Origin of the sequence: Nitrospira sp. KM1 (assembly GCF_011405515.1) — a bacterium.
Taxonomy (GTDB): Bacteria; Nitrospirota; Nitrospiria; order Nitrospirales; family Nitrospiraceae; genus Nitrospira_C.
Map to the genome: position 1 here is coordinate 3391307 of NZ_AP022671.1, position 18199 is coordinate 3409505.

Below are 18199 nucleotides of genomic sequence, written 5' to 3' on the forward strand. Positions count from 1 at the left end.
TTTTTTTTGGTCGATCGCACGTATCGAGACAGGTAGAGCCATGGAAACCACATTGCTCAAGAGATGGGAATCACTGGCCAGCCGGCACGAGGAGTTGACCGCCCTGTTGATGGATCCCTCGGTCATTGGCCAGCCGGCACTATTGGTCAAAATGACCAAAGAGCGTACGGAATTGGAGTCCGTCGCCCAGTTATTTCATCGTTATCAAGGTGTGACCAAGCAACTAGCCGAAGCCGAGCATCTACTGGAGGATCCATCATCTGGGTCGGAACTGCGGTTCTTGGCAGCAGAGGAGACGGCGAGACTGATTGCGGAGCGAGACCTCATCGAAAACGATGCGACCGAGCATTTGACGCCGCGGGATCCGCGGGACGACAAAAACATTTTTTTGGAAATTCGAGCTGGTACGGGAGGCGACGAAGCCGCCTTATTCGCCGGAGACCTCTTTCGGATGTATATCAAATTCGCCGAACGAAACAGGTTGAAGGTTGAAATGGTCGAGGCGTCGGAGACCGGCAAAGGTGGATTTAAGACTGTCGTCGCGCTCATTGAAGGTAAAGGCGCGTATGGGGTGTTCAAATACGAAAGCGGGGTTCATCGAGTACAGCGTGTGCCGATTACAGAGGCTTCCGGCCGGATCCATACTTCCACGGTGACCGTCGCCGTCATGCCCGAGGTTGATGAAGTGGATGTGCAGATTGACCCCAAGGACCTCCGTATTGACACATTCTGTTCATCTGGCGCGGGAGGGCAGAGTGTCAACACGACATATTCGGCTGTCCGAATTACTCACATTCCTACCGGTGTCGTCGTCTCCTGCCAGGACGAGCGTTCTCAACTGAAAAACCGAACAAAAGCGATGCGCACCCTTCGCGCCAGGATTGTTGATGCCGAACGTGAACGGCAGGAAGCGGAGATCGCTCAAACGCGCAAGGCCCAGGTTGGAACGGGTGATCGAAGTGAAAAGATCCGGACATACAATTTTCCGCAAAACCGTGTCACTGATCACCGTGTCGGCGTAACATTGCACAAGTTGGAACAGGTTCTGGCGGGTGACTTGAGTGAACTGGTGGAGGCTTTACGGATGCAACGAGACCAGGCCGCAGTTGCTGAAGCTTCATGAGGTTCGAAACCGGTGTGGACATTGGGAAAACCCCGCGGACGGTCGGAGAGCTGGTCGCGTGCATTCGCCAGCAGCTCTTTGCCGCCGGCATTGAAACGGCCTACCAGGAAGCTTCGTGGTTGATCGAGCATGCACTTGGTTTGTCGGGACTCGAGCAGACCATCGAGCGTCACCGATCGTTGACCACACAGGAGGTGAAGCGCGCGGAGGCTATTTCTGCGCGGCGAGTCTCGCGTGAACCTCTTCAGTATATTTTAGGATCTCAAGAGTTTTGCGGACTACAGTTTGAGGTCAACCCCACCGTGTTGATTCCCCGCCCCGAGACCGAATTGCTGGTGCGGGAAAGTATTCGACGTCGGCACCAGCATCTCCGACCGACCATGATCGATGTGGGCACGGGGTCCGGGTGCCTCGCCGTGACACTCGCTCGCACTATTCCAGATGCACGAATCATCGCAATCGATCAGTCTGAGGGTGCGATTCAGACAGCGCGACACAACGCTATCCGTCATGGAGTGAACTCTAAAATTTCATGGATGCAAGGCGATCTCCTGAGTCCACTGAAGGACCACGGGCCTGATGACGGTGCCGCGATTATTGTATCAAATCCTCCATATGTGTCCGAGGCCGAGTGGGAAACATTGCAGCCGGAAGTCCGACTGTTCGAGCCGAGGGTGGCATTAGTAGCTGGTCCATTGGGTACAGAGTTGCATGAGCGGCTTTTGCAGGATGGGTGGCGATTTCTTGCGCCTGGCGGCTGGCTGATTATGGAATTGGGAAAGGGACAAAGCTCGATTTTGAAGGAAAAAACCCAGTGCCTCGGTCCATATTGTTCGGTCGATGTCATTCAAGACGAGGCAGGAATTGACCGACTTCTCCTCGCGGAACGAGGGGCCTGAACCGTGGATACAATCGTCATCACCGGGGGGAATGTCCTGCACGGAGAGGTCCGGATCAGCGGGGCAAAAAATTCGGCCCTGCCGATTCTGGCTTCCACCATTCTGGGGGGCGAGGAATGCGTTATCAATAACGTCCCTCAAGTCGTGGATGTCGTCACCATGGGGAAATTGCTGCGTCTTCTCGGCGCCCAGGTTGAGCATGAGGGGAACCGGGCGGTCGTCAGGGCCGGTGTGATCCATTCGACCCAGGCGCCGTATGAACTCGTGAAGACCATGCGTGCGTCGGTGTTGGTTCTCGGTCCGCTCCTTGCCCGCTGGGGTGAGGCCACAGTCTCACTGCCCGGTGGATGCGCCATCGGTTCCCGCCCGGTCAATATTCATCTCGCCGGTCTGACCAAACTCGGAGCAGAGGTGTCTGTCGAGCACGGATACATTCGGGCAAGATCAAGGCGCCTAAAAGGCGCCTTGATCTACTGCGATGTTCCTACGGTAACCGGTACGGAAAATCTGATGATGGCCGCATGTCTCGCGCAGGGAACCACCACGATTGAGAATGCTGCCAAGGAGCCGGAAATTGTCGACTTGGCCGATTTTCTCACCAAGCGCGGAGCCAAAATCGCCGGTGCTGGGTCCGACATCATCACGATCGAAGGGGTCCGTGAGCTTCGCGGTAGTGATCACGAGGTGATCCCCGACAGAATCGAGGCAGGAACCTATCTAGTCGCTGGAGCCATGACTAAAGGGGCGGTTGTCGTCAACGGATGCCGCCCGGACCATTTGGAGCCTGTTCTGGCGAAACTTCTGGAGACGGGCGTCACGATCAAGGTCGAAAAGGAAGCCGTGCATTTAGATGCTTCCAAAATAAACCGTTTGAAAGCGGTGGATGTGCGAACCTTGCCCTCGCCCGGTTTCCCCACCGACATGCAGGCACAAATGGCTGCACTGATGGCTGTCGCCGAGGGAACAAGCGTGATCACGGAAACCGTCTTTGAGAGCCGGTTTATGCATGTAGAGGAATTGAGAAGGATGGGAGCAAACATCCGTGTCGAAGGGAACCGGTTGGTCATCACCGGCTGTGAACGGTTGACGGGAGCCCCTGTGATGGCCTCGGATCTCCGGGCCAGCGCGGGATTGATTCTGGCCGGACTCTGTGCTGATGGGGTGACGGAGGTGTTGCGGGTGTATCATCTCGACCGAGGCTATGAACGTCTCGAAGAAAAATTGCAGACCTTGGGGGCCGCAATTGAAAGACGGAAGGCATAGACGATGCTGACGGTTGCTCTCTGCAAAGGCAAATTGATCGAACCCACTCTTCAATTGTTTGCGCGGGCTGGTTATGCGGAAACGCAACTCTCCACTGCGAGCCGCCGCCTGGTCTTCCCGTGTCCCGACTTTGGAGTCACCTTTTTGATCGTTCGTCCGACCGATGTTCCCACCTATGTCGAGCATGGAGCCGCCGATGTGGGGATCGTGGGCAAGGACGTGCTCATGGAGCAGGACGCGGATGTATACGAACCGTTGGATTTGGGGTTCGGAGCGTGTAGAATCGCCGTCGCCGCGCTTCGCGGTCAGGAATCACGGGACGGTCTCTCCTCAAAAATTCGTGTGGCGACCAAGTACCCCAAGATCGCAGAACGCTACTTCAATGAACGCGGCGTGCCGGTCGAAATCATTAAGCTGTACGGTTCAATCGAGCTGGCTCCAATCGTGGGTCTTGCAGACCGTATCGTAGATTTGGTTGAGACTGGGAACACGTTGAAAGCGCACGGACTTGTTGAAATTGAATGTATTGCCCGCTCAACGGCCAGGTTGATCGTGAACCGGGCCAGTTTAAAATTGAAGCACGCTGCCGTGACGGGCTTAATTAAACAGCTGCGCCTGGTCGGATCGGCGCCATCAGGGCGACGTAAGGCGAAGTTGTCTGGGGCCGGCAGGGGCCCTGTGGGCCACAAAGGGCGTGTGCATTCATGAAGATTTTGGCGTCAACGGATCGCACCTTCGGTGCAGCGGTGAAAAAGGTCGCATCTCGCGCCCGTATTCAGGGCGTCGCCGTCGAAAAGACCGTGAAGGCGATTCTGCAGGCGGTGGAGAAGGGCGGAGACCAAGCGGTTCTCCGCTATACTAAGCAATTTGATCGGATCGCGCTCAAGGCATCGGACTTGAGAGTCACCTCTGAAGAAATTAAAGAAGCCTATCATCGTATCCGGAAGGAAGAGGGGGATGCGCTTCGGTTTGCCGCGGAGCGAGTCACGGCATTTCACGAGCGCCAACGTACAAAAACGTGGATGTATCAGGATGGATCGGCCACCCTGGGGCAGGCCGTTACATCGATCGATGCGGTCGGAGTCTATGTGCCAGGCGGAAAGGCAGTGTATCCTTCGACGGTCCTCATGAGCGCCATCCCGGCGAAAGTCGCCGGCGTTCCGCGGATTGTCATGTGCACGCCTCCTCACAAAGATGGAATCAGCCCCTACCTCTTGGTTGCAGCTCATATTGCCGGGGTAACGGATGTCTATCGTATCGGAGGCATACAGGCGATAGCGGCGCTTGCGTTTGGGACCAACAGTGTTGCCAGGGTCGACAAGATCGTTGGGCCTGGGAATATCTATGTGGCGACTGCGAAGCGCATGTTATACGGGACGGTCGGCATCGACATGGTGGCAGGGCCGAGCGAGTTGTTGGTGGTGGCCGACGAGGATGCTAAGCCGGCCCATGTGGCAGCGGATCTTTTATGCGAGGCCGAACATGATGAAGACGCACAGGTTTGGTTGGTGACGACCTCAGCCTCGCTCGCCAAAGAGGTGTGCCGGTTGGTGGATGTCCAGTTGAATGGACTTCAACGGACGAAGATCGCGTCGAAGTCTGTGGAGCGACATTCCATGGCATTTGTGGTTGCGACGATGGACGAAGCGATTGCGGTTGCCAACGAGATTGCCGCCGAGCATTTGACGCTGTCCGTGGACGAGCCGTTTGAATACCTTCAAAAGGTGCGCCATGCGGGAGCCCTCTTTCTTGGCCGCTACACGCCTCCAGCGGTCGCCGACTACATCGCCGGGCCCAATCACGTGCTGCCGACCGGCGGAACGGCTCGATTCTTCTCGGCCTTGTCGGTGCACGACTATACGAAGATCAGCAATATTGTGCATTACACGAAGGAGGAATTGGCCAAGGTGAAAGATCATCTTGTGCGACTGGCTCAGATCGAGGGATTTGATGCCCATGCCAAATCGCTTCAGAGTAGGTTCTCATGAAACGCATCGACACGACGCACAGGCAAGGTTCAATCCATCGCGCCACCAAAGAAACCGAGATTCGTGTCGATTGGATGCTCGATGGAAACGGCCAAGGAAAAATCGAAACAGGTATTCGATTTTTCGATCACATGCTCGAACTGCTGGCCAAGCACGGGTTCTTTGATCTGACAGTGCAGGCCAAAGGCGATATCGATATCGACGAGCATCATACGGTTGAAGACGTCGGCATCGTCATGGGAAAAGCCTTGCACCAGGCATTGGGAGAAAAGGGCGGGATCAAACGATTCGGGTTCGCCTCCGCTCCGCTGGATGAAACATTGGCGCAAGTCACGGTTGATCTGAGCGGCCGTCCCTTTCTTGTCTATAACGTCAATCTCCCTGATCGAAAGATCAAGTCATTCGATCTCGGGCTGTTCGAGGATTTTTTTCAAGCTTTCGTGACACACGGGGGCCTTAATCTGCACATCAATTTGATGTATGGCCGTAATCCGCACCACATTATGGAGGCGATCTTCAAGGGGTTCGCCAAGGCGCTAGACCAGGCGACGACCTTGGAAGAGCGTTTGAACGGCAAGGTGCTTTCAACCAAGGGCACACTCTAGAACCGTTTGGTTGAGCGTTCGTCCAAGTCAAATTTTCTCCATGCACTTCTCCTATGTGTGATTGCGACCAGTGTCTATCGGCGCTCTCTGCCCAAGAACAGCCGCGGTCGTTTTGAAATGCAACTTGGCCACCGTGGCAAGGCGTGCTTCTCCATGTTTCTTGACGATCATTTTCCCTGCCAACTCCACCGCCGGCGACGCTCCTTTCGGCAGCGTAGTGCCAACCTCATCTGAGAGTCGATTCAGCCTGAGGAGAAACTCAGCTCTCGCAAGGATGGAGGCTGCGGCGACAGCCAAATCAGATTCTGCCTTCGTGCGTTGTTCCAGCTGAATGGTCTTCCCCCTCTGCTGCAAGGCATTTAGGATGAGTCGCTCGTCGCCGAATTGATCGGAAATGGCGCGGGTGCACGTGACTCGTTCGAGAAGATTTTCCAGAGCCTTGGCATGGCCCCATGCCAATAAGCGGTTGAGGTTGCGGATTTTGGTGTACAGATCATTGTACTTTTGAGGTCCGATGGCAATCACGCTATGAGGACACAGCATGTTGATGTCCGGGGCCATTTCCAGGATGCGGCCATCGGATATCTTCTTGCTGTCTCTGACCTGCATCAGAGAGAGCTCTTCCTGTGTGGTCTGGTCAACGAAGACGGCCGCTATGACCAGTGGACCGAAATAATCGCCCTTCCCTGATTCGTCGATTCCGATACGTTCGACAGGACGAAGAGACATGCAGCGTCAAAAGGCAGCGGCAGAGTGGAATTGCATGCTTGAGGCGAGCTAATCTAGCAAAGCCGTTCTGCCCGGTCAATTTGGACCCGATCAGAAGGAGTGACCATGCTCACATCGCCCGTAGTACGCGTGATCGCCATTTCACTGTCTTTATCAGCTGCGGTTGTCGGATTTCACGGATGTGAGACAAATCCCTATACCGGTCGGTCGCAATTGCTGATGACCTCTGTGTCAGATGAGATGAAGATGGGAGCGCAGGCGTACAGTCAGGTGAAGAGTGATCCGAAGATGAAGGCCTCCCAAGATCCTCGGGAGATTGAGCCGGTCAAGCGGGTAGCGGCCCGCATCGTCGAAGCCGCAAAGCGATCCAAGTACGCGGATATGGCAAAACAATTTCAATGGGAGGTCACGGTCATCAAGGACGACAAGACGGCCAATGCATTTGCGCTTCCAGGGGGCAAAATGGCCGTGTACACGGGAATTTTTCCGATAGCGAAAAATGAGGCCGGGCTCGCGGCTGTGATGGGACATGAAGTGGTGCACGCCCTGGCCCGTCATGGAGCAGAACGCATGAGCCAAGGGCAGTTGACCAGTGCCGCGCTGGAAGTGGCCGGCGCGGCCGCCGGGGCAGCGGGCGGCGGAGGGTTGGTATCGCAGGGTGCCATGGCCGCACTCGGTGTCGGGGCGCAGGTCGGTGTATTGCTTCCGTTCAGCCGGAAACACGAATCGGAGGCCGACTATATTGGAATTCTCCTTGCGGGCGATGCTGGGTATGACCCGCGCGAGTCGGTAGCGCTTTGGGAACGCATGGCAAAAATGTCGGGGAGCGGACCTTCAGAATTTATGTCCACCCATCCCAGCAACGAGACGCGAATCGAGCAGTTGAAGAAGTGGATGCCAGAGGCGATGACCCTCTATAGTAAAGCACAACCGGCTCCGCCAGCGGAGCTTCCTCATGTCGGGCAATGAGATAGCAGGGGGCCTTCCAGCCATAGGAAAACGTGTAGGACTGTCATGGGAATTACTGCTGGCCAACCCCGAAAGAACCGAGGATGAACCCCCGGTGAAAAGACTCATCAACAATGCGAAAGCTGTTCCTTGCTTCCTCCTCGGCTGTCTCCTATACTGAGCCCGCGCGAGGGAGAAGACCGGATGATCGCTCGCCGGTCTCGTACCGCGAGAGGAAAGTCCGGACTTCCAGGGCAGAGCGCTGGGTAACTCCCAGGCGGAGCGATCCGACACCCGCACCACAGAAAACAAACCGCCGATGGCCGAGGCGATGGGATCTCGATCCCGTCATCTCCGATCAGGTAAGGGTGAAACGGCGGGGTAAGAGCCCACCGCGGTGGTGGCGACATCACCGGCACGGTAAGCGTCGCTCGATGCAAGGCCAAATAGGAAGACAACTGTCGCTCTTCTCTGAAGAGAGGCAACCGGCTGGCCCGGCCGAGGTCTTCGGGTAGGTCGCTTGAGGTTCGAGGCAACTCGAATCCCAGAGAAATGATCATCCTCGTCTCGGAGCATATCCCAGGCGAGACAGAATCCGGCTTATAGGTCTTCTCCACCGCGCTCTCCTGATTGCTCGCCTGAGATCGCCTTCGGTTATCTTTCCTGCACATTGTTCGATTCCATCCACCAGGACTACCGGGATTCGATGCCCGAATGCGGTCACGAGGTTTGGGTCGGAGTCTATCAGGACTTTTTCCACGACCATGGGATATTCTTGCTGGAGATTCTTGGCTATACGCATGACAACATTGCAAAGATGACAATTCGGACGCGAAAGAATAGTGACGGACATCTGTTCTGAAATTTTATTCAAGATGTTTGATCTCCTGTGTGGCACCCTAGCATGGATGATCTCTGCGATGAAGCTACACGATCGACTCATGCCCCTTGACCCTCATATGGGCGGAATGTTAGGATCTCGCATCTTTCTCATTGATTTTTAAGAAACTTTTGAACAGTCGGGAATTGTCGCTGGTGCATTCCCGAGTGCATTCAATATCTCCATCTGCCGATTCCACACGGCCGAGGGCTGGAGGTGCAATCGTGAAACTGACAGGCGCAGAAATCTTTATTGAATGTCTCAAGCGCGAAGGGGTCAAAACACTCTTTGCCCTTCCCGGCGGAGTTGTCCTGAAAATATTCGATATGTTGCATCAGCAGAAAGACATCGACGTCATTTTGACCCGTCACGAACAAGGTGCGGGACATATGGCCGAAGGATATGCGAAGGCGACGGGCAAAGCGGGGGTCTGTCTCGTGACGTCCGGACCCGGTATGACAAACGTGATCACGGCCTTGGCTGACGCCTACATGGATTCCGTGCCACTCGTATGTTTCAGCGGGCAGGTTCCTACCAGTTTGATCGGTAACGATGCGTTCCAGGAAGCAGACAATGTCGGCTTGAGCCGTCCTTGTACGAAATACAATTTCCTCGTCAAAGACGTCAACGATCTTGCTCCGACGATCAAAGAAGCTTTTTACATCGCAACCACCGGACGGCCAGGTCCTGTTTTGGTGGATATTCCCAAAGATGTATCCATGGACAAAGCAGAATTCAATTATCCGAATTCGGTGTCGATGCGGGGATATAACCCTACCTACGACGGGAACAAGTGGCAGATCAAACAGGCAGCCGAAGCCATCATGAAGGCCAAGAAGCCGATCCTCTATGTCGGCGGCGGAGTGGTCTTTTCCGGCGCCTCCAAGGAACTGATTGAACTGGCCGAAATGACGCAGATTCCCGTCGACATGACGTTGATGGGACTGGGAGTGTTCCCCGGTGAGCATCCGTTATCTCTCGGCATGATGGGCATGCATGGCACCTATCAGGCCAACATGGCAGTCCACTACGCGGACCTCGTTGTAGCCATTGGCGCGCGGTTTGACGATCGAGTGACCGGCAAGGTGTCGGAGTTCTGCCCCTATGCCAAGATTGTGCATATCGACATCGACCCCACGTCCATTAGAAAAAATATCAATGTTGATATTCCCATCGTGGGTGACTGTAAAGCCGTGTTACGGGATTTGAACCAGATTCTGCGGGCCACGGTAAACGGTGAGCAGAAGGATTTGCGCAAAGCATGGTGGGATCAAATCCGTGAGTGGGAGCGAGCCCATCCATTGGCCTATCAGCAGGAGAAAGACGGTCCAATCAAGCCGCAGCATGTTATCAAGCGGCTCTATGAGTTGACCAAGGATCGGGACCCGATTGTTTCAACCGATGTGGGACAGCATCAGATGTGGGCTGCGCAATATTTCAAACTTGCCAAGCCAAATCGGTGGCTGACCTCCGGAGGGTTGGGAACCATGGGGTTTGGTTTCCCTGCGGCCATGGGTGCGCAAGCAGCGTTTCCTGGAAGACTGGTACTTTGTATCGCGGGAGACGGTAGCGTGCAGATGAACATGCAGGAGATGGCCACTGCCGTGGTGAGCAAACTTCCTGTGAAGATCATTGTATTGAACAATCGGTTCCATGGGATGGTTCGTCAATGGCAGGATTTGTTCTATGAAGGGAGATATGCGTCCAGCTACCTGGATACGACTCCGGATTTCGTAAAACTGGCCGAAGCGTATGGAGCGATCGGGTTGCGCGCGAAGACCGTGGGAGATCTCGATGGCGTTTTGAAAGATGCCATTGCCGCAAGCGGACCGGTCATCGTGGATGTGCCGACGCACCCGTTCGAGAATGTATACCCCATGATTCCGGCTGGAGGGTGCAATCACGAAATGATATTGGAAGATCCTCCGGAATTGAAGCAGAAGCAGGGCGGACCCAAGCCGGCGACGCCTCAGGATAAGGACACGATCTTAACCGCATAACGGACGGTGGGCGGCAACAGGCAATAATGGAACACATTATCTCTGTCACGGTCGAGAATAAGTTTGGAGTGTTGTCTCGCGTCGCGGGGCTTTTCAGTGGACGGGGATTCAATATCGAAAGTCTGTCAGTCGCCCCGACGCTCGATGCGTCCATGTCTCAAATGACTATTGTGACCTCCGGGGATGAGCGGATCATCGAGCAAATCGTCAAGCAGTTGAACAAGTTGATTGACGTCATCAAAGTCGTGGATCTCAACGAGAGCGATTTCGTCTCCCGTGAAACAGCTCTTATCAAAGTGCACACGAAATTAGAAGATCGTGCTGAAGCCTTGCGAATCGCGGATATTTTCCGTGCGAACGTGATCGATTCGACTCCGGCCACGTATACCATCGAAGTGACCGGTGATCCGAAAAAAATTGAAGCTATCATCAATCTATTGCAACCATTAGGGATTAAGGAACTCACGAGGACCGGCAGGGTTGCGGTCGCCCGGGAACCGGTTCGCTCATCTACTGCGCAGCCGAAGAAGGTCGCCCGCGAGTAACGCCGGCCTCATAGTCCACCGACACCGGATCAACCCCTTCTGACCAGGAGCCATCCATGAAAATTTATTACGACAAGGATTCTGACATACAGCAGATTAGGAATAAGAAAGTGGCGGTGATTGGGTACGGTAGTCAAGGCCATGCACATGCCTTGAACATGAAAGAGAGCGGCGTTTCCGTTGTGGTGGGATTACGGGAGGGTAGTTCTTGGCGCAAAGCAGAGCAGAGCGGACTTAAAGTTATGCCGGTGGCCGATGCAACCAAGGCATCGGATATTGTAATGATTCTGGCACCGGATGAGGCACAGGCCGCTGTTTATAAACAGGACATCGCTCCGAATCTCAAGCCTGGTTCGTATTTGGCGTTCGGCCATGGGTTCAATATTCATTTCGGACAAATCGTACCGAGCGCGACGACCAACGTTTTTATGGTCGCGCCGAAGGGGCCGGGACATCTGGTTCGATCAGAATATACGAAAGGCAGCGGGGTGCCGTGCTTGTTGGCCATCCATCAAGACCCGAGCGGGACGACAAAACAAGTCGGATTGGCCTACGCGAGCGCCATCGGGGGAGGCCGCGCCGGCGTCATTGAGACGAGCTTCAGAGAAGAGACTGAAACGGATCTGTTTGGCGAACAGGCTGTCTTGTGCGGCGGACTCACGTCCTTGATTCAGGCGGGGTTCGAAACACTAGTCGAGGCCGGATATTCACCAGAAATGGCCTATTTTGAGTGCCTGCACGAAGTCAAATTGATCGTCGACCTGATCTACCAGGGAGGCATCGCCAACATGCGGTATTCGATTAGCACGACCGCCAAGTATGGCGATGTGACCCGCGGCCCTCGCGTCGTTACGGAAAACACCAAGCAAGAGATGAAGAAAATCCTGGCAGAAATCCAGCAAGGTCAGTTTGCCAAGGAATGGGTGCTCGAGAACCAGGCCAATCGTCCTGTCTACAATGCGTTGCTGGCAAAAGGGGAAGCCCATCCGATAGAGGAAGTCGGGGCCCGGCTTCGGGCTATGATGCCCTGGCTGAAAAAAGACCAGCTCGTCGATAAGAACAAGAATTAGGAATCAGGGAGTTTTGTGGCGGACCGCGCCGTCGGCGTGCCCTTTGCCAAAGAAGGTTTTCCCTTCATTGGTGTGGGAGTCGGCGTTACACTGGCATTCGGTTGGCAGGGTTGGACCACCGCGACATTCGTGTCCGCGGGCGTGACTCTTTTTGTCTCCTGGTTCTTTCGGAATCCCGCGCGTGTCATCCCGACGGGTTCGGGGTTGGTGGTCGCTCCGGGAGACGGGAAAGTCATTGCCATTGAGGAAGAATTCGAGCCTCGGTACTTGAAGGATCGTAGTGTACGGGTCACGATCTTTCTCAATGTCTTCGACGTGCACATCAACCGTATTCCTTGTGATGGCGTGATCGAACAAGTCCAATATCAACCTGGCTTGTTTCTCGTGGCAAGTAAGCCTGCTGCGACGTTGAAAAACGAACAAAATGCTGTGATGATAAAGACGGCGCAGGGCGCCAAAGTTCTGTGTGTTCAGGTGGCAGGGTTGATTGCGAGACGGATCGTCTGTTGGGTTTCCCCTCTCGATCGAGCCATCTGTGGCGAGCGATTCGGGCTCATTCGATTCGGTTCCCGTATGGATACGTTCGTGCCGGTCGGAACGTCGCTGAAGGTAAAAGTGGGTGATCGTGTCAAAGGTGGCGAAACAATCCTAGGAGTGCTGTCATGAAAACCACGGGATTGCGACAATCCTTTGCCAAAGGCGGGAAACGGCATCGAGCCGCGATGCATGTGATTCCGAATCTTTTTACCACCGGGAACTTGTTTTGCGGCGTCTATGCCATTTTGTCGGTGTTCAATGCGAACTATCTCGCGGCTGCGATCGCCATTCTCGTGGCGATGGTTTTTGACGTGCTAGATGGGAAATCGGCCAGGTTGACCAACAGCACCAGCCATTTTGGTCTGGAATATGATTCTTTATCGGATGTCGTATCCTTTGGAGTCGCTCCGGGCCTGCTGCTCTATTCATGGGCGCTCAGCGGGCAGGGGACGTTCGGTGTTGCGGTTATGTTCGCGTATGTCGCGATGGGAGCCGTGCGGCTTGCACGGTTCAATTCGACCGCATCTCCTTCGGAGGGCAAGTATTTTACTGGTTTGGCCATTCCCGCAGCAGCGGGGGTCGTCGCCTCGATGGTGATTTTCGATCATCACATTGTTCGAATGGGGTCGGAGATCAAGCCGATTTTTGTCCTCATTATTACGCTGGTATTGTCCTTTCTCATGGTCAGCACCATCAAGTACCGTAGTTTCAAGGATCTGAAGTTCCGGGGGGGGCAACACATCACCTTTCTGGTATGGGGTATCCTTGCTCTTGTTCTAGTAGCCGCATGGCCCCAAGGTATGCTATTTGTCATCTTCACCGGGTACGCATTGCTGGGACCTGTCGAACGTATGCTCACGATGTTCGTGAAGGTAACGGCAAAGCATGCACAGTCGAAGAGAGAGTCATCAACGGTCGAAGTAAAGCCGTGAGGCGTTGACGAGGAGTAGTAGGCTGTTTGTCGAATCGTTTCAGAGAGCTGGTGGGTGGTGCAAACCAGTGTCGACAGCGCTGAACTCGCCTCCGAGCCTGAATCCGTGAACCGAGAGTAGCGGATTCCGCGTTGCTCCCGTCACGAGCTAACGAAGGGCTGAGACAACGATCGCGTTGTGTCGGCCGAATCAGGGTGGTACCACGGAAGCGTCCTCTCGAGCCTCCGTCCCTGTCCAGAGGGATGGAGGCTTTTGTGTCTTTCTTCTCGATACAGGCCTCGGTGATCGGTTCACAGGAACGTACCTTGAAACTGCGTTCTGTGGACGATTCTACAGGGCGACGTTCGACAGTCGTGGATCAGTTCAGACTCAAAGAGAGGTGAACGTATGGCGCGCATGATCAAAATTTTTGATACGACATTACGCGACGGCGAGCAATCTCCCGGAGCCAGCATGAATGTGGAAGAGAAAATCATGGTGGCCAAGCAACTGGCTCGTCTCGGGGTAGACATTATCGAAGCGGGGTTCGCCTATAGCTCCCCAGGCGACTTCGATGCCGTGCATCGCATCGCCCAGGAAGTGGAGGGTCCGACAATTTGCAGTCTGGCAAGAGCCCGTCCCGAGGATATCGACCGCGCGTGGGAAGCTTTGAAAGGAGCGCCGAAGGTCCGTATTCATACGTTTCTTTCCGCATCGGATATTCATTTGAAGCATCAATTCCGTATGACCAGAGATGAGGCAAAAAAGCGCGCGGTCGAAATGGTTCAGCGCGCCCGCAGTTATGTTCAAGACGTCGAGTTTTCTCCAATGGATGCCAGCCGTGCCGATCCGAATTATCTGTTCGAGGTCGTCGAAGCGGTGATTGCAGCCGGCGCCGGTACAGTCAACATTCCAGACACGGTTGGTTATGCGATCCCCCAGGAATTCGGCAGATTGATTCGAGACATCCGTCAACGGGTCTCCAATAGCCACCTGGCAGTAATTTCCGTCCATTGCCATAACGATTTGGGATTGGCCGTGGCCAACAGTCTTGCGGCGGTGATGGAAGGCGCGGGTCAAGTCGAATGCACCATCAACGGGATCGGTGAACGTGCCGGCAACACCTCATTGGAAGAAATAGCTATGGGGTTACGGACGAGAAGAGATTTATACGAGGCAGATACCCAGATTCATACGGAGGAAATTTCCAAAACGAGTCGGTTGGTCAGTAAAATCACCGGCATGGTCGTACAGCCCAACAAGGCCATCGTGGGCGCCAATGCGTTCGCTCATGCCTCGGGAATTCATCAGGACGGCTTGCTCAAGGACAAGACCACTTACGAGATCATGCGTCCCGAGTCGGTGGGACTGGTGGAAAGCAAGATGGTGATGGGGAAACTTTCAGGCCGCCATGCCTTTCGGCAGCGACTCGAGGATCTCGGGTACAAATTGACGGATGAGGAAGTCAACCACGCCTTCGAACGGTTCAAGAAGTTGGCGGATCACAAGAAGGAGATTTACGAAGAAGATCTCGAGGTCATTGTATCCGAAGAGTTGGCAAAGATGGCTGATCGCATTACGCTCAAATCGTTTCGGGTGATGAGCGGAACTGATCAAGTGCCGACCGCGACCGTCGAGCTCGAGGTCGACGGCAAGGCGGTGTCGCAGACCGGTACGGGAGACGGACCAGTCGACGCCGTCTACCGAACCATTGCTGCGATCACGCAGACCAAAAGCACCTTGGTCATGTATGTGGTGAAGGCGATCACTGGCGGCACCGATGCGCAGGGCGAGGTATCGGTGCGTGTGCAAGAGGACGGGAAAACGGTCTCCGGTCATGGAGCCGATACCGATATCATCACGGCTTCCGCTCGGGCGTACCTCAGCGCACTGAACAAGTTGGCCTATCTGACGGCCAAACAGGCGCAGGGAGAACAAAAGGTGAACTTGATTTGAGGTGGTTCCCACGCTAGAGTGATGCGCCCGTCGCACGTGCCTTGCCGGTGAAGGTGGGAGCCTGTTCGTGTTCAAGGTCACGCCGTCAGATTGTCCGGAGTTTCTGGCCGGCGACCATACGCGCCTTCGGGAAATACTTCATCCGACTAAGCATCAGTTGAAGTTGGGCTACAGCCTTGCGCATGGAACGTTGGCGCCTGGACAACGGTCCAAGCTCCACGTTCTCGCGTCTTCCGAGGTGTATTATTTCATCAGCGGCGCGGGTCGCTTTACGATTGATGATCAGGACATGGAAGTCGAGGCCGGGACGACTCTCTATGTGCCGCCTGGTGCGCAGCAATCATTGCAGAATACGGGAACTCTGACCATCGAGTTTTTGTGTCTTGTCGACCCTCCATGGAAGCCGGACGATGAGAGGATTCTCGAATAGATAACGAAGGAGTGTGACGACGTGAAGGCGAAGATTGCGGTGCTTCAGGGTGACGGTGTGGGACGCGAGATCGTTCCGGAGGCAGTGAAGGTGTTGAAAGTCGTCGCTGAAAAGTTTGGACATCAGTTCGAATTTGCCAATAGTGACGTCGGAGGGCAGGCAATCGACAAGGTCGGAGTGCCGCTTCCTCAGGAAACACTGACATTGGCCAAGCAGAGCGACGCGGTGCTTCTAGGGGCTGTCGGCGGTCCCAAATGGGAAGGGCTCGAATACAGTCTACGTCCCGAGCGGGCGCTGCTCGGCCTCCGTGAACAGTTGGGTCTGTATGCCAATCTTCGACCGGCCAAGCTATACGATGTGCTGGCCGATGCCTCGACTTTGAAGAAAGATGTCATTCAGGGAATCGATATTCTGGTGATTCGCGAACTGACCGGGGGTATCTATTTCGGAAAGCCGAAGGGGATTGAAAAGCTGGCTCATGGGGGCGAGCGCGGGACCAATACCGAGGTATACACCACCGAGGAAATTCGACGAATTGCCAAAGTCGGGTTTGAAGCCGCACGCAAACGTCGCAAAAAGCTGACCTCTGTCGATAAAGCCAACGTGTTGGAATCGTCGGAGCTCTGGAGGCGGGTCGTCATCGACGTACGGAAGGACTACCCGGACGTCGAACTCAATCATATGTATGTCGACAACGCGGCGATGCAATTAGTCCGTAATCCTCGACAATTTGATGTCATGCTCTGTAACAATATGTTTGGAGATATCTTGAGCGATGAAGCGGCGATGCTGACTGGATCTATTGGCATGTTGCCGTCTGCGAGTGTGGGAGCACAGGTCGGGCTCTTTGAACCGATTCACGGCAGCGCCCCTGACATTGCCGGAAAAAACATTGCCAATCCGATCGCTACGATCGCATCGGCTGCCATGATGCTTTCCTATGCGTTCAAACTTGACAAGGAAGCTGAGCTGATTGAGCAGGCTATCGTCAAAACCCTTGATCTTGGATATCGAACGAAGGACATCCAAAGCACCGGAACCCGCCTGGTCGGAACGACAGAGATGGGTGACGCGATTGTGCGCAATCTCAATTGATGGATATTGAATGGTGAGATCTGAAGCAACAAAAACTTGGATGATCCGCACGGTTGCGGGCAACGGCGATGGTGCATGGACCGGTGACGGCGGCTCCGCCGCCTCTGCTGCTCTCAATGAGCCCAAAGCTGTGATGCAGGATTCGGCAGGAAATTTGTTTATCGCGGATTCTGAGAACCATGTTGTCCGACGTGTGGATCGAAATAGCGGAGTGGTCGTCACGATAGCCGGACGGACAAGCGCGCCCCGGCTCCAGGCGACACACACACCGCAGGATATCAATCATGAATCAGGTGTGTCCGATCCGTTTGACGATTCATCGATTACAGGAGAACGGGCATTCACGCAGCAGACCGATTTGAGCGGAACCGTTCGGTACATCATCAATGGGTCAGGACCGGGTATGCGCTTTGGAGGGGATGGTGGTCCGGCCGATCGCGCCCTCATGAATTTCCCCTCTGCCTTGGCCATTGATGCGGACGGGCATTTGTATGTCGCCGATACGATGAACCATCGTATTCGACGGATCGATGCGAAAACAGGAACGATATCGACCCTTGCGGGAATCGGTCAGCCTCGATTCGGGGGTGACGGAGGGCCGGCGGCAGATGCCGGTCTCAATGAGCCGGCTGCGTTGGCCATCGATCGAACAATGCTGTATGTGGCCGACCAAAGCAACAACCGGATCCGAGCCATAGACCTTGGGACGGGTACCATCAGCACCATCGCGGGAACCGGCGCTGCCGCCTATAATGGTGATGATTTGCCGGGGATCGAAGCGACCTTGGCCGGCCCGAGTGGCCTAGCCTTGGGCTCGAACGGAACACTTTTTATCGCCGACACATTCAATGGCCGAGTCCGCGCCCTCGACCTAGCCGGTCACCGGATACGTACCGTTGCCGGCGACGGAGGTGCCTATCGGTACCAGAATTCGGATGAACCACCGTCGAGCAGCCTGTCAAGGCCTTCGGGTATTGCCGTGGATATCCACGGTAATCTCTACATTACCGATTCGGATAATCACCTCGTTCGTCGATGGGATCGGCTGACCGGCCGGCTGGAGCGTCTCGCCGGCGTTGGAGCGGCAGGTTATGGAGGAGATGGGGCATGTGCGTTGGAAGCTGCGCTTAATTACCCATTCGGAATTGCCATGGGACTCAACGGAGCTGTGCTGATCGCAGACACGTTCAATCACCGTATTCGAGAAATGACGCAGTAAG

The 18199-nt window shown here is 54.9% G+C and carries 17 protein-coding genes, 1 other RNA gene and 1 pseudogene; 17 read left to right on the forward strand and 2 right to left on the reverse strand.

What is annotated here, in order from left to right:
• Positions 1 to 52 precede the first annotated feature (52 nt).
• Genes prfA through hisB form a run of 6 tightly spaced genes read left to right on the forward strand, consistent with a single transcriptional unit; the run spans position 53 to position 5878 of the window.
• Entirely contained in the window at positions 53 to 1123 is a 1071-nt protein-coding gene (gene prfA / locus W02_RS15980) for a peptide chain release factor 1 (protein WP_173051518.1), read from the forward strand.
• A complete protein-coding gene (gene prmC / locus W02_RS15985) occupies positions 1120 to 2022 on the forward strand; it encodes a peptide chain release factor N(5)-glutamine methyltransferase (RefSeq protein ID WP_173049456.1) in 903 nt (300 codons plus the stop codon). Before prfA ends, prmC begins: the two co-directional genes overlap by 4 nt.
• A 3-nt stretch (positions 2023 to 2025) precedes the next feature.
• Complete coding sequence (murA, locus tag W02_RS15990; RefSeq protein WP_173049458.1) at positions 2026 to 3285, forward strand: UDP-N-acetylglucosamine 1-carboxyvinyltransferase; 1260 nt, start codon at positions 2026 to 2028, stop codon at positions 3283 to 3285.
• Positions 3286 to 3288: 3 nt separating this feature from the next.
• On the forward strand, positions 3289 to 3993 hold the full coding sequence (gene hisG / locus W02_RS15995) for an ATP phosphoribosyltransferase (RefSeq protein ID WP_173049460.1): 705 nt from the start codon (positions 3289 to 3291) through the stop codon (positions 3991 to 3993).
• Entirely contained in the window at positions 3990 to 5273 is a 1284-nt protein-coding gene (gene hisD, locus W02_RS16000) for a histidinol dehydrogenase (RefSeq protein ID WP_173049462.1), read from the forward strand. Before hisG ends, hisD begins: the two co-directional genes overlap by 4 nt.
• Positions 5270 to 5878 (forward strand): imidazoleglycerol-phosphate dehydratase HisB, encoded by a 609-nt coding sequence (gene hisB, locus W02_RS16005; RefSeq protein ID WP_173049464.1) that lies wholly within the window; start codon positions 5270 to 5272, stop codon positions 5876 to 5878. Before hisD ends, hisB begins: the two co-directional genes overlap by 4 nt.
• Before the next feature lie 51 nt (positions 5879 to 5929).
• Here the strand turns inward: hisB and rnhC are convergent, their stop codons facing one another.
• Entirely contained in the window at positions 5930 to 6607 is a 678-nt protein-coding gene (gene rnhC / locus W02_RS16010; RefSeq protein ID WP_173049466.1) for a ribonuclease HIII, read from the reverse strand.
• Positions 6608 to 6712: 105 nt separating this feature from the next.
• Between rnhC and W02_RS16015 the strand changes: the two genes are divergently transcribed.
• Both W02_RS16015 and rnpB read left to right on the forward strand, forming a co-directional pair.
• Positions 6713 to 7576: a M48 family metallopeptidase gene (locus tag W02_RS16015; protein ID WP_173049468.1), complete on the forward strand. Its 864-nt coding sequence runs from the start codon at positions 6713 to 6715 to the stop codon at positions 7574 to 7576.
• A gap of 171 nt (positions 7577 to 7747) precedes the next feature.
• Positions 7748 to 8174: RNase P RNA component class A (rnpB, locus tag W02_RS16020), an RNA gene on the forward strand.
• A 21-nt stretch (positions 8175 to 8195) separates the two neighbouring features.
• Here the strand turns inward: rnpB and W02_RS22210 are convergent.
• Positions 8196 to 8498: pseudogene (locus tag W02_RS22210) on the reverse strand (glutaredoxin family protein); the annotation flags it as partial.
• Between the two features lie 161 nt (positions 8499 to 8659).
• Here W02_RS22210 and ilvB point away from each other — a divergent pair.
• The 9 genes from ilvB (at position 8660) to W02_RS16070 (ending at position 18198) form a co-directional block, all read left to right on the forward strand.
• The gene (ilvB, locus tag W02_RS16030) at positions 8660 to 10435 is read left to right on the forward strand and encodes a biosynthetic-type acetolactate synthase large subunit (RefSeq protein WP_173049470.1); all 1776 of its coding nucleotides are present in this window, start codon (positions 8660 to 8662) and stop codon (positions 10433 to 10435) included.
• A gap of 26 nt (positions 10436 to 10461) precedes the next feature.
• Entirely contained in the window at positions 10462 to 10980 is a 519-nt protein-coding gene (ilvN, locus tag W02_RS16035) for an acetolactate synthase small subunit (protein ID WP_173049478.1), read from the forward strand.
• Positions 10981 to 11036: 56 nt separating this feature from the next.
• Positions 11037 to 12050 (forward strand): ketol-acid reductoisomerase, encoded by a 1014-nt coding sequence (ilvC, locus tag W02_RS16040; protein WP_173049480.1) that lies wholly within the window; start codon positions 11037 to 11039, stop codon positions 12048 to 12050.
• A gap of 15 nt (positions 12051 to 12065) precedes the next feature.
• The gene (locus W02_RS16045) at positions 12066 to 12716 is read left to right on the forward strand and encodes a phosphatidylserine decarboxylase family protein (protein ID WP_173049482.1); all 651 of its coding nucleotides are present in this window, start codon (positions 12066 to 12068) and stop codon (positions 12714 to 12716) included.
• Entirely contained in the window at positions 12713 to 13519 is an 807-nt protein-coding gene (gene pssA, locus W02_RS16050) for a CDP-diacylglycerol--serine O-phosphatidyltransferase (RefSeq protein ID WP_173049484.1), read from the forward strand. Before W02_RS16045 ends, pssA begins: the two co-directional genes overlap by 4 nt.
• Positions 13520 to 13906: 387 nt before the next feature.
• Positions 13907 to 15454 (forward strand): 2-isopropylmalate synthase, encoded by a 1548-nt coding sequence (locus W02_RS16055; protein WP_173049486.1) that lies wholly within the window; start codon positions 13907 to 13909, stop codon positions 15452 to 15454.
• A 67-nt stretch (positions 15455 to 15521) separates the two neighbouring features.
• Positions 15522 to 15884 (forward strand): cupin domain-containing protein, encoded by a 363-nt coding sequence (locus tag W02_RS16060; RefSeq protein WP_197742041.1) that lies wholly within the window; start codon positions 15522 to 15524, stop codon positions 15882 to 15884.
• A gap of 21 nt (positions 15885 to 15905) precedes the next feature.
• Entirely contained in the window at positions 15906 to 16979 is a 1074-nt protein-coding gene (gene leuB / locus W02_RS16065) for a 3-isopropylmalate dehydrogenase (protein ID WP_173049488.1), read from the forward strand.
• A gap of 10 nt (positions 16980 to 16989) precedes the next feature.
• Positions 16990 to 18198, forward strand: coding sequence for a hypothetical protein (locus tag W02_RS16070; protein WP_173049490.1), 1209 nt, complete (start codon positions 16990 to 16992; stop codon positions 18196 to 18198).
• Position 18199: the final 1 nt, after the last annotated feature.